Raw genomic sequence first — 15,074 nt, forward strand, 5'->3', positions numbered from 1 at the left:
AGTCAATTTATTCTGACTGATTTATTTTATTATTTAAATCGAAAGTATCATTTTACAACAAAGGAAGTTATGAAAATGGATAATAATCAATTATATTTGTTAAATTTGCATAAGCAAACTGATAAAGATATTGAATCATTAAGAACCTATGCAGAGGAAAATCAAGTGCCCATCGTTGATAAGCTCACTTTAGAAATGATAAAACAAATTATTAGATTACATAAACCTATTAATATTTTAGAAATTGGAACTGCAATTGGTTATAGCGCTATGCAATTTGCTTCTATTTCTAAAAAAATTAATGTGACTACAATTGAACGTAATGTAGAAATGCAAGATAAAGCGAAAGAAAATATTGAGTTATTTCAATATTATAACCAAATTAGATTAATTGAAGGCGATGCATTAGAGCAAGTTGAAAATGTGGATGATCGCAGCTATGATATGATATTTATTGATGCAGCGAAGGCACAATCCAAAAAGTTTTTTGAACTTTATACGCCTTTATTAAAAGTGGGGGGTATCGTAGTTACTGACAACGTACTTTATCACGGTTTTGTATCTGATATTTCTGTCGTTCGTAATAGAAATGTCCGACAAATGGTAAAGAAAGTACAAGATTACAATGAATGGCTAATGAACCACACGGATTATACTACTAATTTTTTAAACATGGATGATGGTTTGGCAATTTCAATTAAAGGGGAATCAAAATGACAGAATTATTAGTAACACCAAAATCTGTTGCACATATTGAAACATTAATTGGAAAAGGTGCTGATGCTTTTGTAATTGGCGAACAAAAATTCGGCTTAAGGCTTGCAGGTGAATTTAATAAAGATGACATGATAAAAGCTGTGAATTTAATACATAGTCAAGGTAAAAAAGCTTATGCTGCTGTTAATGGCATTTTTCATAATTATCATCTGAACGCATTAGCGTCTTATATTAATTTTTTGCATGAAATTAAGGTAGACCGAATTATATTTGGTGACCCGGCGGTGGTTATGTTTGTAAAAGAACAAGCACATCCAATCCCATTAAATTGGGATGCTGAAGCACTTGTTACCAATTATTTTCAATGTAATTATTGGGGAAAAAAAGGTGCTCAACGTGCTCAATTAGCTAGAGAGCTTAGTTTAGAAGAGATTATTAATATTAAGGAAAATGCTGATGTTGAGATTGAAGTTCAAGTGCATGGAATGACTTGCATGTTCCAATCTAAACGTATGCTATTAGGCAATTATTATACATTTCAAGAACGACAAATGAAAATTGAAAGAAATAAACAAGCAAATGAATTATTATTATACGATGAAGAACGTGATAATAAATATCCGGTGTATGAGGATTATAATGGTACACATATCATGTCACCTAATGATATATGTCTAATTGAAGAGTTAGAGCCACTTTTAGCAGCAGGTATAGATGCATTGAAAATAGATGGTGTATTACAATCAGAAACCTATATTAATGTATGTACAGAACAATATAGAGAAGCCATTGATTTATATAACGAAGATCCTGAAGTTTATGAAGATGAAAAATTTATGCTTGTCGACCCAATTGAAGCTATACAACCAGAACATCGTCCGTTTGACGAAGGCTTTTTATTTAAACAAACAGTATATTGATGGAGGTTTAACAGTGAAAGTTTTAGAAGAAGTTAAATTACATAATAAACCTAAAATGAATAAACCTGAACTTCTGGCTCCGGCTGGTAACTTAGAAAAATTAAAAATTGCAGTACACTATGGAGCAGATGCTGTGTTCCTCGGTGGACAAGAATACGGTTTAAGATCAAATGCAGATAATTTTACAATGGATGAAATTAAAGAAGGCGTTGAATTTGCACAACGCTATGGTGCTAAAATTTATGTTACTACCAATATCATTGCGCATGATGAAAATATAAATGGATTAGATGATTATTTGCGTAATTTAGCCTTAACTGGTGCAACAGGCATTATCGTTGCTGACCCTCTTATTATTGAAACATGTAAACGTGTGGCACCTAAATTAGAGATACATTTATCTACACAGCAATCTCTTTCAAATTATAAAGCCGTTGAATTTTGGAAAGAAGAAGGCTTAGATCGAGTGGTATTAGCTCGTGAAACTGGAGCAATGGAAATGAAAGAGATGAAGGAAAAAGTAGATATTGAAATCGAATCTTTTATACATGGTGCGATGTGTATTGCTTATTCAGGAAGATGTACTTTAAGCAATCATATGACAGCGCGTGATTCCAATAGGGGTGGTTGTTGTCAAAGTTGTCGTTGGGATTATGACTTGTTACAAGTAGATCAACACGGCGAGTTAGATTTGTTCTATGACGATGATGAAGTTGCGCCATTTGCAATGAGTCCTAAAGATTTAAAACTAATCGAAGCTATACCAAAAATGATGGATATTGGCGTTGATTCTTTAAAAATTGAAGGACGTATGAAATCTATTCATTATATTGCAACAGTTGTTTCTGTGTATCGCAAAGTCATCGATGCTTATGCGGAGGATCCAGAACATTTTAAAATCAAGCCAGAATGGTTAATCGAATTAGATAAATGTGCCAATAGAGACACGGCCTCGGCGTTTATTGAAGGCACGCCAGGTTATGAAGAACAAATGTTTGGGCAACAAAATAAAAAGAATGCATCATTTGACTTTTGTGGTTTAGTATTAGATTATGATAGTTCTACCCATATAGCCACAGTGCAACAACGTAATAAATTTGAACCTGGACAAGAAATCGAATTTTTTGGCCCTGAAATTGAAACATTTAGACAAGTTGTGGATACAATTTATGATGAAGAAGGTAATGAACTTGATGCTGCACGCCACCCATTGCAAATCGTGCAAATCAAAGTCGATCATCCAATTTATACCAACAACATGATGAGAAAGGAAATTGGATAATGAATAGTACGACAATTATAGGAATTGCAGGCGGCTCCGGATCGGGGAAAACATCAGTAACAAATGAAATCATGAAGAATTTAGAAGGTCATAGTGTTGCACTATTGGCTCAAGACTATTATTATAAAGACCAATCGCATTTAACTTTTGATGAACGCTTGGAAACCAATTATGACCATCCATTTGCATTTGATAATGATTTGTTAATCGAGAATTTAAATGATTTGAGAAATGGGAAACAAATTGAAGTTCCAACGTATGATTATTCAAATCATACGAGAAGTGATAAAACGATTGCATTTAAGCCAAAAGATGTTATTATCGTGGAAGGTATATTTGCGCTTGAAAACAAAACATTAAGAGATTTAATGGATGTCAAAATTTATGTTGATACTGATGCTGATTTGCGTATCTTAAGGCGGTTACTTCGAGATACTGAAGAAAGAGGCCGTACTATGGATTCTGTTATAAATCAGTATTTAAATGTGGTGCGACCAATGCATAATCAATTTATAGAGCCAACTAAAAGATATGCAGATATTATTATTCCAGAAGGTGGCAGTAATAAAGTAGCAATCGATATAATGACGACAAAGATTCAAACTTTAGTAAGTAAACAATAGTATGTATATGTAAAGGAAGATGACATAATGGAAAATCAAAAGCAATATCCAATGACTCAAGAAGGTTTTGAGAAGCTAGAACATGAGTTAGAAGAATTAAAAACAGTTAAACGACCAGAAGTCGTTGAAAAAATTAAAGTAGCACGTTCTTTTGGTGACTTATCTGAGAACTCAGAGTACGATGCTGCAAAAGACGAACAAGGATTTATCGAACAAGATATTCAACGTGTAGAACATATGTTACGTAATGCACAGATTATCGAAGATACTGGTGATAACAATGAAGTTAAAATTGGTAAAACAGTAACAATTGTTGAATTACCAGGCGAAGAAGAAGAAGAATACCAAATTGTTGGTTCGGCTGAATCTGATGCATTCAATGGTAAAATTTCTAATGAATCACCAATGGCTAAAAGTTTAATTGGTAAAAAATTAGAAGAAGAAGTACGTGTACCGTTACCTAATGGTGGCGAAATAAACGTTATTATTAAAAATATTAAATAAAAAAATCCCCTTAAACATATATATGTTTAAGGGGATTTTACACTATATAAAAGTAATTATATACTTGATGGTAACATTTTGTTAACTTAATGATAAGAATCAAGTTTTAGAATAATATTGCCATTTTATTTACTAATATACTTTGTTTAATAAACGTTTACTTATTATTAGTAATAACTTTTTGTATTAAACACAATTTTAAAATAAATGATATACTATCAATAGCATGTGCACAATATAGTTTATTTGAAGATAAACTATATTGTAAATGTAATAAAGGGGGCATAATCTTTGAATTATAAATTAATTAATGAACAAACGATTATGATATATTTTGAAGAGCGTATTGATCCTGATACGTTTCAAAAGGTACAACGCGTTGAACAATATATTAAAGCACAAAACAATCCAGCGATTATTGAAGTAGTCTCTTCGTATCGCGCAATTATGTTAACCATTGATATCACTAAAAGTGATTTAACCTATATAATTAAAGCGCTTAATTTAAATCAAATGGACATAACAAAATTTAATCATACAGCTACACCAACACAAACAATTAATATACCAGTGTTATATGGTGGAAGTTATGGACAAGATATTCAAGAGGTAGCATCGCATAATAATTTAACTACTAAAGAGGTTATACGAATACATACTGAAAATACTTATTTAATTTATATGCTAGGTTTTATGCCTGGCTTTCCTTTTTTAGGAGGATTAGATACGCAATTACATACGCCAAGACGTCAAGAACCGAGGACAAGCATTCATGCAGGTTCTGTAGGTATTGCTAATAATCAAACAGGTCTCTATCCAAAACAATCGCCTGGTGGTTGGCAAATTATAGGACGTACGCCTATTAGAGTGTTTGATATTCATAGAGAACCTATGTGTTTATATGGCGCAGGAGACTATATAAAATTTTATGCTATTGAAGAAGAAACATACCATCGTATATTAGATGAACAACAATATGACGATTTTGATATAGAAAAGTGGGTGAAAATTTAATATGTCTATAAAAATTTTAAATCCTGGACTATTTAGCACAATACAAGATCAAGGTAGAATTGGTTTTCAAAATCAAGGCTTTTCAAATGCAGGCGTGTTAGATCAATATGCATATAGATTAGGTCAAACACTTATTGGAAATAATGGACCTGCAATTGAATGCACAATTATTGGGCCAACACTTCAATTTTTAGAAGATAATTCTTTTGTTATCACTGGTGCGCAATTTAAAGCCAAGATAAATGATGAAGTGATTGATGTTCAAACAGTAACTTCAGTGAAAAAAGGGGATGTATTGGAACTAGGTGCTGTAGTTAATGGTGCAAGAGGTTATATTTTGTTTGGTAAACCGATAGATGTCCCAATTGTAGCTGGTAGTTATGCAACGCATACACGTAGTCATATCGGAGGATATAAAGGACGTGCCTTAAAAGGATACGATGTAATTTTGTGTAAACAAGACGATACATACCTTTCCCAAATAGGATACAGTTTAGAATTAAATACTGAATCATTTAATAAAGATACAATTCAAATAATCGAAGGACCACAAATAAATCGATTCACTCAAGATGCGCAAGATAAATTAACAACAGTTGATTTTAAAATTTCAGAAAAATCAGACCGCATGGGATATCGATTACAAGGTGAGATAATTTCACCAATAGATTCTGCGGATATCATTTCTGAACCAGTAGCTTTAGGTAGCATTCAAGTTCCGAACGATGGCAATCCAATTATTCTATTGAATGATAAACAAACAGTTGGTGGTTATACAAAAATTGCTACTGTATGTGCTTCAGATTTACATATTTTAGCACAGAAACAACCGGGGGACGTGCTACATTTTGAATGGACAACGATTGAAGAAGCAACAAATAAATTAAAACAACAAGAATTAGATTTCAAGAAAGTATTAGAAAATACAATCGATACACCTATTTATAATACGGCGCAATTCAGACCAACGGCTTCACGTATCAAAAAATTATTAAAAGGGGAATTAAAATGAATCTTGAAAAAATCGAGCAATTAATAAAATTAGTAAAAGAAAACGAAGTTAAAAAATTTGAATACAAAGATAGCAAAAGTGAAATATCTATAGATTTTAATGACAATAAATTACATTCATTTTCTTCCGATCATAGTTCACAAACTTTAGCCAACCAAGCATTCAATCAAAATCAAAGTGTAGCGGACGGCCAAACAAAGGAGCATGACAACTTTAAAGAAGTTAAATCACCAATGGTAGGTACGTTCTTCCAACAAGATGAAAAGGAGCTTACTGAGCCAATCATTCGTGTTGGTGATGAAATAAATAAAGGTGATACGATTGGTTTTATTGAAGCGATGAAAGTAATGAATGAAGTGAAAAGTGACATAGATGGTGTAGTGGAGGAAATCGTAGTAGCACATGGTGAGAATGTCGAATATAATCAGACGATTATTAAAATAAAATAAGTGAAAGAAAGGGGCGTTTGCTGTGTATCGTTGTTTAATAGCAAACAGAGGAGAGATAGCTGTTAGAATTATCCGAGCATGTAGAGAGATGGATGTTGAAACAGTAGCTATATATGCATTAGGGGATGAAACGAGTTTACATGTGAGTTTAGCTGATCAAGCTATTTGCATAGGTGAGGCAAATCCACTAGAGAGTTATTTGAATCAAGATCGAATTATTAGCGCCGCCAAAATCAGTGGCGCTACTGCAATACATCCAGGGTATGGCTTTTTATCAGAGAGTACTTCTTTTGCACAAAAAGTAGAAGAAAATAATATTGATTTCATTGGCCCAACACAATTGACGATGGAAATGATGGGTGATAAAATCACCGCTCGTCAAACAGTTGATGATGCGGGCGTGCCAATTATTCCTGGTTCTACGAATGCTGTGGAGTCAATTGAAGAAGTGAAGAAAATATCAAAAGATATTGGTTTCCCTCTAGTTTTAAAAGCTGCTAGCGGTGGCGGTGGTAAAGGTATTAGAATTGTTAAAACAGTTGGTGAATTAGCTAAAGCTTTTAAAGAAGCCAAGAGTGAGGGAGAAAAGTATTTTGGTGATGATCGTATTTATGTTGAATCGTTCATTCCCGTAGCGAAACATGTAGAAGTTCAAGTCATTGGTGATGGTAAGAATAATTACATACATTTAGGGGAAAGAGATTGTTCTGTACAAAGAAAAAACCAAAAATTAATTGAAGAATCACCATGTGCAGCAATAACAGAAGAGACTAGAAATGCAATGTGTACTGATGCTGTCAAAGTCGCAAATGCTTCTAATTATAGAAGTGCAGGCACAATCGAATTTTTAGTAACAGACGAAGCATATTATTTCATTGAAATGAATGCGCGTATTCAAGTAGAACATACGGTGACTGAAATGAGAGCGAATAGGGATTTACTACAAGCTCAACTATACTTGATGATAAATGGTGAATTGCCTTTTACACAGGAAGATATAGTTTTTGATGGACATGTAATCGAAGCACGAATTAATGCAGAGAACCCAGAACGACAATTCCAACCTTCACCAGGTAAAGTAGAAGCATTACACTTACCACAAGGATTTAACGTACGTGTAGATAGTTTACTTTACCAAGGTTATACTGTTTCTCCTTACTATGATTCTTTAGTAGCAAAAGTGATTGTAAAAGCACCCGACAGACAACGTGCAATCAATAAATTAAAAGTCACTTTAGATGAAATGGTGATAGACGGTTTTACAACAACTGCTGACTTTTTATACGCAGTATTATCATATCCATTGTATGCAGATGGAGATGCAAAAGAAGTAGATATAAAATTTTTAGATAGACATCAAATTATCAAGGGGGTATCTTAATGCAAGTAGACTTAAATTGTGATCTCGGTGAAGCATTCGGTAATTACTCATTTGGAGGGGATGAACAAATCATCCCACTAATTACTTCAGCAAATATTGCTTGTGGTTTTCACGCGGGTGACCAACATGTAATGAATGAAACAATTAAATTAGCCAAAGCACATGGTGTAGGAATCGGTGCTCATCCAGGATTGCCAGATTTACAAGGATTTGGACGTAGAAATATGGATTTATCACCAAATGAAATTTATGATATTGTTGTTTATCAAATTGGCGCATTAAGTGGATTTTGTAAAATTCATAACGTGAAGATTAATCACGTAAAACCGCATGGTGCCCTTTATCAAATGGGAGCTAGAAATAAAGATATAGCTCGTGCAATCGCACAAGCAGTATTTGATATTGACAAGACCCTAATATATGTGGGATTATCTAACACGTCATTAATTTCTGAAGCTAAATTAGTTGGTTTAACAACAGCTTCAGAAGTCTTTGCAGATAGACGTTACGAAGACGATGGCCAACTTGTAAGTAGGAAAGAACACGATGCACTAATTACGGATACAAATGAAGCAATTGAGCAAGTAGTTAACATGGTGAAATCGCAAACCGTTGTCGCAAAAAGCCAAAAGACCATCAGCATAGAAGCTGATACAATTTGTGTGCATGGAGATGGTGCACATGCTCTCGAGTTTGTAACACAAATTAGAGAAAGATTAACGAAAGAAGGCGTTTCTATAAAAAGTCTAGGGGGCTAACCTATGAAAGAAAGATTAAGTTCTGAAGAAAAAGGTTTTGAGTTCACAAAAAACCATAAAAGGTTATTATTAGGTTCGGTATTTTTAATGGCAACATCTGCTATAGGACCAGCATTTTTAACTCAAACCGCAGTATTTACTGCACAATTTACTTCAAGTTTCGCATTTGCTATTCTATTATCTATTATTATAGATATTGGAGCGCAAATAAATATTTGGAGAGTATTAGTAGTTACCGGTAAACGTGGTCAAGAAGTAGCAAATGAGATATTCAATGGGCTAGGTACAATTATTTCAATACTGATAGCCATTGGAGGATTAGCTTTCAATATTGGTAATATAGCAGGCGCTGGGCTTGGTTTAAATGCTATTTTCGGTTTAGATGTGAAGATTGGTGCTGCGATTACAGCAGTTCTAGCGATCGGTATCTTTATTAGTAAAAGTGGTCAAAAGATTATGGACTTTGTCACAATGTGTTTAGGTATGCTCATGATTGTAGTCATAGCATTCGTAATGTTCAAAGCCAATCCGCCATATGCAGAAGCGGCTAAACATTTAGTTATGCCAGAACAACCATTGGCGCTTGTATTACCGATTATTACTTTGGTAGGTGGTACAGTTGGTGGTTATATTACTTTTGCAGGGGCGCATAGAATTTTAGACTCTGGAATTAAAGGCAAAGAATATTTACCATTTATTAACAAAGCCGCAATCTCTGGCATATTGACTACCGGCGTTTTAAGAGCTTTATTATTCTTAGCGGTACTGGGTGTAGTTGTTACAGGTGTTACTTTAAGTTCAGAAAACCCACCAGCTTCAGTCTTTGAACATGTACTTGGACCAGTTGGACGTAGTATCTTTGGTGTCGTATTATTCGCAGCTGCAATGTCATCTGTAATTGGTTCTGCTTATACGAGTGCGACATTTTTAAAAACACTACATAAATCGATATACAATAAAACCAATATAATCGTAATTAGTTTTATTGTTGTTTCTTCACTAGTATTTTTATTCATAGGTCAACCAGTCACTTTATTAATTGTTGCTGGTGCACTTAACGGTTTTATTCTACCCATTACGTTAGGTACGATTTTAATAGCTAGTAAGCGAAAATCAATTGTCGGAGATTATCATCATCCAACGTGGATGTTACTCTTTGGTATATTGGCAGTAATAGTTACAATTGCTGCAGCATTATTCTCTCTACAAAGCTTATCAGGTTTATTTGGTAGTTAATATATCAATATTTTAATACTCTGAACGATACATACTGCTAATGTATTGTTCAGAGTTTTTATATGGAAAAAAATAAAGAATTCAAATGTATAAAAAAATTAATATTACTAACTTAAAAATAGGGAAAATAACATATAGAATTTAATATAAAAAGTTGAACAATGATCGAGCTCTGAACATAAATGTGGTAGAATAACTAAGGCTAGGATTTTAATATGAGGTGAATTATAATGATAGGTATTATAGGTGCTATGGAAGAAGAAGTAGCAATCTTAAAAGATAAACTTGAAACATTAGAAGAAATAAAAATTGCGCATGTAATATTCTATAAAGGTCGTCTACATGATAAAGAGATAGTACTTACACAAAGTGGTATTGGTAAAGTGAATGTTGCAATTTCTACGACATTATTAATTGAGAAATTTAAACCTGATGTAATTATTAATACAGGCTCTGCAGGAGCTTTAGACAAAACATTAAATGTTGGTGATGTTGTTGTCAGTGATATGGTTGCTTATCATGATGCAGATGCAAGAGCGTTTGGTTATCAGTTAGGACAAATACCGCAAATGCCAGCACAATTTATTGCTGATGAGCATTTAATTAAAAAGGCAACAGATGCAATAAATGAACAACAACTTGTAGCTAAAACTGGGTTAATTGTGAGTGGAGATAGCTTTATTGGTACAACTGAGCAACGTACGACGATTAAAACGAACTTCCCACAAGCAATGGCTGCAGAAATGGAAGCTACTGCAATTGCACAAACCTGCTATCAATTTAATTTGCCATTCATAATTACGCGTGCAATTTCAGATTTAGCTGACGGCGATGCTGGTATTACGTTCGATGTATTTTTAGAAAAAGCAGCAGTATCTTCTAGTGAAATTGTTGAGCGTTTAATTAAAACTATATAAAAAGGTGAAAATAAATAATGGGTATAATAAAAAGCTATTTTATGCCAAATGAATATGTGCAGTCCGTTTTTCAAATAGATATTGATAAACTAGCAGCATCTGGCGTGAAAGGAATTATTACAGATTTAGATAATACACTTGTAGGATGGGACGAAGCAGACCCGACTGCAGCAGTAAAACAATGGTTTGAGAAAGCAAATGCATTAGGTATCACAATTACGATTGTTTCTAATAATAATGAAAAACGTGTTGGTAGTTTTTCAAAATCATTGAATGTTGATTATATTTTCAAAGCAAAAAAACCAAGAGGTCGTGCTTTTAATCAAGCCGCACAATTAATGCACTTAAAACCTGCTGAAATTGTTGTGATTGGTGACCAAATGCTTACAGATGTATTTGGAGGTAATAGACGTGGCCTCTTCACAATTATGGTGGTACCCGTGAAACAAACGGATGGTTTTATTACGAAATTCAACCGAATGATAGAGCGAAGATTATTACAACACTTTAGAAAAAAAGGCTATATCAAATGGGAGGAAAATTGATTGACTGAAATTTTAAAATGTATCGGATGCGGTGCGCCACTTCAATCTGAAGATCCAGATGCGGCAGGCTATGTGCCAGAACATAATTTACATCGTGAAGATGTCATATGTAAAAGATGCTTTAGACTAAAAAATTACAATGAAGTTCAAGATGTTGGTTTAGATAGTGAAGACTTTTTAAATTTATTGAACGGTTTAGCAGATGAAAAAGGAATTGTAGTAAATGTTGTAGATGTCTTTGATTTTGAAGGATCTTTCATTAATGCAATCAAACGTATTGTAGGTAATAAAAAAATCATTTTAGTAGCCAATAAGTTAGATTTATTGCCTAAACAGATTAATAAACGTCGAGTTAAAGAATGGTTGAAGAAAACAGCAAGAAAATATGGTTTAGAAACTGAAGATGTTGTATTGATATCTGCAGAAAAAAATGAAGGAATAGATGATTTATTAGCATCTATTAACACATTACGTAATAACGACAATGTTTATATTGTAGGAACTACAAATGTTGGTAAATCTACGCTTATAAATAAATTAATTGAACGCAGTGTTGGTGAAAAAGATGTTGTTACTACATCTAGATTCCCAGGAACAACGCTAGACATGATTGACATACCGTTAGATGATACATCATTTATGTTTGATACTCCAGGCGTGATTCAAGAACATCAAATGACACATGTGGTAACGGACGATGAACTTAAAACGATTATGCCTAAAAAAGAAGTTAAGCAACGTGTATATCAATTGAATGAAGGTCAAACTTTATTCTTTGGTGGGATAGCGCGTATTGACTATGTTAGTGGTGGCAGACGTTCATTAGTATGTCATTTTTCAAACGAACTCAATATTCATAGAACTAAAACTGAAAATGCCAATGAATTGTGGAAAAATCAGTTAGGTGCATTATTGTCACCACCTCATAATCCTGATAATTTTGATTTACAAAATGTTAAAGCAGTAAGATTAGAAACAGGTAAAGAGAAGCGAGATGTGATGATTTCTGGATTAGGTTTTATCACGATTGATGAAGGTGCCAAAGTTATAGTTCGTGTACCTAAAAATGTAGATGTTGTGTTAAGAAATTCAATAATGTAAGGTGTGTTTAGTATGAAATATGCAGTAATAGGCAATCCTATTGATCATTCTTTGTCACCAGTTATGCATAATGCGAACTTTGCGACTTTAAATGATGATTCAACATATGAAGCGATTAATATTCCTGAAGCACATTTTCATCTTATTAAAGAAATCATAGAAGACAAAGCGCTCTCTGGATTTAATGTTACAATACCTCATAAAGAACGTATTTTACCTTATTTAGATGAAATTGATGACCAATCTAAAACAGTTGGTGCAGTTAATACAGTGAAAATTGAAGGCGGAAAATGGATAGGCTACAATACAGATGGCATAGGCTATGTTACAGGACTTAAACAGGCTTATCCGGATTTACAAAATGCGTATATACTCATTTTAGGTGCAGGCGGTGCCAGTAAAGGTATTGTAAATGAACTGAATAAACACGTTCGACCCAAATTAACCGTTGCTAATAGAACTATGAGTCGCTTTGATAACTGGGATTTAGATATCAATAAGATTAGTTTATCAGACGCAGAAAAATCATTGGCTGAATTTGATATTATTATTAATACTACACCTGCAGGTATGAATCAAAACAAAGATGTAGCCATAAGTCTCGACCAATTAGCTTCACATACATTAGTGAGTGATATTGTTTATATTCCTTTTAAAACGCCAATTTTAGAAATAGCAGAAGAAAAAGGCAATCCTATACACAATGGATTGGACATGTTTGTTTACCAAGGCGCAGAAAGCTTTGAGATTTGGACCGAACAAACACCAGACATTCAAGTAATGAAAGAAGCAGTACTAAAACATTTATAAAAGGAGCATATTATGCTAACAGGTAAACAAAAAAGATTTTTAAGAAGTAAAGCAAATAACGTAGATCCAACATTCCAAATTGGGAAATCAGGTATAAATGATAATATGGTTAGTCAAATTAACGATATTTTAGAAAATAGAGAGTTAATTAAAGTACATGTTTTACAAAATAATTATGAAGATAAAAATGATTTAGCACAAAGCTTAAGTGATGCGACGAGAAGTGATATCGTACAAGTAATCGGGTCTATGATTGTATTGTACAAAGAATCTCAAGATAACAAACAAATACAATTACCATAATGACTAAGTCAATTGTATTATATGGTGGGCAGTTTAACCCGATTCATACAGCTCACATGGTTGTTGCAAGTGAAGTGAATAACGTAATAAAACCTGAGAAGTTCTATTTTATACCGAGCTATATGTCTCCATTAAAAGAGCATAATGATTTTTTAGACGTGCAGTATAGAATAGATATGATTCAGTGTGCGATTAATGAACTTGGATTTGGAACAATTTGTCTTGATGAAATTGAACGAAAAGGGCAAAGCTACACTTATGATACAGTAGAGCATATTTTAAAGCAGCATCCTCAATCTAAGCTATACTTTGTTATAGGTACTGACCAATACAATCAACTTGAAAAGTGGTATAAAATTGATGAGTTAAAATCATTAATTACTTTTGTAATTGTTAATAGAGATAAATCAGCTCAAGAAGTAGAGCCTGGTATGTTAGCGATAAATATACCGCGTATTGATATTAGTTCAACATTAATCAGAGATAGAATTAAAAACGACGAAAATATTCAAGTTTTAGTTCCTTCTAGTGTAGAACAATATATCCGAGAGGAAGGTTTATATGAAAATTGATCAAGCAGTTAGTTTAGTTAAAGATAAATTACCCGAGAAAAGGTTTAACCATTCATTGAGAGTTGCTGAAACAGCTGTGAAATTAGCAGAAATCTATGATGGCGACAAAGACAAGGCTGAACTTGCAGGTATATTACATGATTACTGTAAATATGATGATTTAGGATCAATGTATCAAATCGTTACACAGAATGAATTAGATAGTAATTTACTGAGTTATGGTTCCGAAATATTACATGGACCAGTAGCAGCTATAATAATGAATCAACAGTTTGATGTCACTGATGAAGAAGTCTTATTAGCGATTAAAAATCATACAACTGGACGCGCTCAAATGACAAAAACTGAGAAATTGATATTCATAGCTGATTATATAGAGCCAGGTCGTCAGACCCCAGGCGTTGAAGAAATTAGAGATTTAGCATACAATCAAGGTAGCTTAGATAAAACCATTTATGAAATTTCTAAGCGAACAGTTCTATATTTAATTAATAAAGATATTAATGTTTATGATGCCACGATTGCATGCTTGAATTATTACAATTACAGTGACGAAAGAGTAAAGGATGATTAAATGAATTCAGATCAATTATTAAACATTGCTGTCGAAGCAACAGAGAATAAAAAAGCAGAAGATATTATTTCTTTAAAAATGAAAGGCATTAGTGACATGACTGATTATTTTGTAGTTTGTCATGGTAATAACGAAAAACAAGTTCAAGCTATAGCTCGTTCGGTAAAAGATGCAGCAAGCGAAGCTGAAATCGAAGTAAAACGAATGGAAGGCTTTAATGATGCCAGATGGATTCTTATTGATCTATCTAATGTAGTTGTTCACGTATTCCATAAAGATGAACGTGATTACTATAATATTGAGAAATTATATCGTGATGCGCCTCTTGAGAGTTATAGACAGGTTGTTTATTAATT

Annotated in this window: 19 protein-coding genes; all 19 read left to right on the forward strand. The window is 33.2% G+C overall.

The window, feature by feature from the left end; all coding sequences use genetic code 11:
- Positions 1-75 precede the first annotated feature (75 nt).
- Positions 76-717, forward strand: coding sequence for an O-methyltransferase (locus tag MHB47_RS06320; RefSeq protein ID WP_107518332.1), 642 nt, complete (start codon positions 76-78; stop codon positions 715-717).
- Positions 714-1,637 (forward strand): peptidase U32 family protein, encoded by a 924-nt coding sequence (locus MHB47_RS06325; protein WP_021339133.1) that lies wholly within the window; start codon positions 714-716, stop codon positions 1,635-1,637. Before MHB47_RS06320 ends, MHB47_RS06325 begins: the two co-directional genes overlap by 4 nt.
- 13 nt (positions 1,638-1,650) lie before the next feature.
- The gene (locus MHB47_RS06330; protein WP_422066980.1) at positions 1,651-2,919 is read left to right on the forward strand and encodes a peptidase U32 family protein; all 1,269 of its coding nucleotides are present in this window, start codon (positions 1,651-1,653) and stop codon (positions 2,917-2,919) included.
- Positions 2,919-3,542 (forward strand): uridine kinase, encoded by a 624-nt coding sequence (udk, locus tag MHB47_RS06335; protein WP_002507444.1) that lies wholly within the window; start codon positions 2,919-2,921, stop codon positions 3,540-3,542. The genes MHB47_RS06330 and udk overlap by 1 nt, the downstream gene beginning before the upstream one ends.
- A gap of 27 nt (positions 3,543-3,569) precedes the next feature.
- The gene (gene greA / locus MHB47_RS06340; RefSeq protein ID WP_002512467.1) at positions 3,570-4,046 is read left to right on the forward strand and encodes a transcription elongation factor GreA; all 477 of its coding nucleotides are present in this window, start codon (positions 3,570-3,572) and stop codon (positions 4,044-4,046) included.
- Between the two features lie 291 nt (positions 4,047-4,337).
- On the forward strand, positions 4,338-5,060 hold the full coding sequence (gene pxpB, locus MHB47_RS06345; RefSeq protein ID WP_340755729.1) for a 5-oxoprolinase subunit PxpB: 723 nt from the start codon (positions 4,338-4,340) through the stop codon (positions 5,058-5,060).
- A gap of 1 nt (position 5,061) precedes the next feature.
- Positions 5,062-6,072 carry a 5-oxoprolinase subunit C family protein gene (locus tag MHB47_RS06350; RefSeq protein ID WP_340755730.1) on the forward strand — a complete coding sequence of 337 codons (1,011 nt, stop codon included), beginning with the start codon at positions 5,062-5,064 and terminating at the stop codon, positions 6,070-6,072.
- Positions 6,069-6,521 (forward strand): acetyl-CoA carboxylase biotin carboxyl carrier protein, encoded by a 453-nt coding sequence (locus MHB47_RS06355; RefSeq protein WP_064782876.1) that lies wholly within the window; start codon positions 6,069-6,071, stop codon positions 6,519-6,521. The genes MHB47_RS06350 and MHB47_RS06355 overlap by 4 nt, the downstream gene beginning before the upstream one ends.
- A 22-nt stretch (positions 6,522-6,543) precedes the next feature.
- Complete coding sequence (locus MHB47_RS06360; protein ID WP_031265963.1) at positions 6,544-7,902, forward strand: acetyl-CoA carboxylase biotin carboxylase subunit; 1,359 nt, start codon at positions 6,544-6,546, stop codon at positions 7,900-7,902.
- Complete coding sequence (gene pxpA, locus MHB47_RS06365) at positions 7,902-8,660, forward strand: 5-oxoprolinase subunit PxpA (RefSeq protein WP_002512464.1); 759 nt, start codon at positions 7,902-7,904, stop codon at positions 8,658-8,660. The genes MHB47_RS06360 and pxpA overlap by 1 nt, the downstream gene beginning before the upstream one ends.
- 3 nt (positions 8,661-8,663) lie before the next feature.
- Positions 8,664-9,896: an NRAMP family divalent metal transporter gene (locus MHB47_RS06370; protein ID WP_021339140.1), complete on the forward strand. Its 1,233-nt coding sequence runs from the start codon at positions 8,664-8,666 to the stop codon at positions 9,894-9,896.
- Between the two features lie 230 nt (positions 9,897-10,126).
- Positions 10,127-10,813, forward strand: a complete 687-nt coding sequence (mtnN, locus tag MHB47_RS06375; protein WP_340755733.1) for a 5'-methylthioadenosine/S-adenosylhomocysteine nucleosidase — start codon at positions 10,127-10,129, stop codon at positions 10,811-10,813.
- 17 nt (positions 10,814-10,830) lie between these two features.
- Entirely contained in the window at positions 10,831-11,358 is a 528-nt protein-coding gene (locus tag MHB47_RS06380; RefSeq protein WP_002507452.1) for a YqeG family HAD IIIA-type phosphatase, read from the forward strand.
- Positions 11,359-12,459, forward strand: a complete 1,101-nt coding sequence (yqeH, locus tag MHB47_RS06385; RefSeq protein WP_002507453.1) for a ribosome biogenesis GTPase YqeH — start codon at positions 11,359-11,361, stop codon at positions 12,457-12,459.
- Between the two features lie 12 nt (positions 12,460-12,471).
- Entirely contained in the window at positions 12,472-13,269 is a 798-nt protein-coding gene (gene aroE, locus MHB47_RS06390) for a shikimate dehydrogenase (protein WP_340755735.1), read from the forward strand.
- A gap of 12 nt (positions 13,270-13,281) precedes the next feature.
- Entirely contained in the window at positions 13,282-13,572 is a 291-nt protein-coding gene (gene yhbY, locus MHB47_RS06395) for a ribosome assembly RNA-binding protein YhbY (protein ID WP_340755738.1), read from the forward strand.
- Positions 13,572-14,144, forward strand: coding sequence for a nicotinate-nucleotide adenylyltransferase (locus MHB47_RS06400; protein WP_340755740.1), 573 nt, complete (start codon positions 13,572-13,574; stop codon positions 14,142-14,144). The genes yhbY and MHB47_RS06400 overlap by 1 nt, the downstream gene beginning before the upstream one ends.
- On the forward strand, positions 14,134-14,718 hold the full coding sequence (yqeK, locus tag MHB47_RS06405) for a bis(5'-nucleosyl)-tetraphosphatase (symmetrical) YqeK (RefSeq protein ID WP_002507457.1): 585 nt from the start codon (positions 14,134-14,136) through the stop codon (positions 14,716-14,718). Before MHB47_RS06400 ends, yqeK begins: the two co-directional genes overlap by 11 nt.
- Entirely contained in the window at positions 14,719-15,072 is a 354-nt protein-coding gene (rsfS, locus tag MHB47_RS06410) for a ribosome silencing factor (protein WP_002507458.1), read from the forward strand. It begins immediately after the preceding gene.
- The last annotated feature ends 2 nt before the right edge of the window (positions 15,073-15,074 follow it).

Origin of the sequence: Staphylococcus sp. FSL K6-3157, from assembly GCF_038005145.1 — a bacterium.
In the GTDB taxonomy this organism is placed as follows: domain Bacteria; phylum Bacillota; class Bacilli; order Staphylococcales; family Staphylococcaceae; genus Staphylococcus; species Staphylococcus equorum.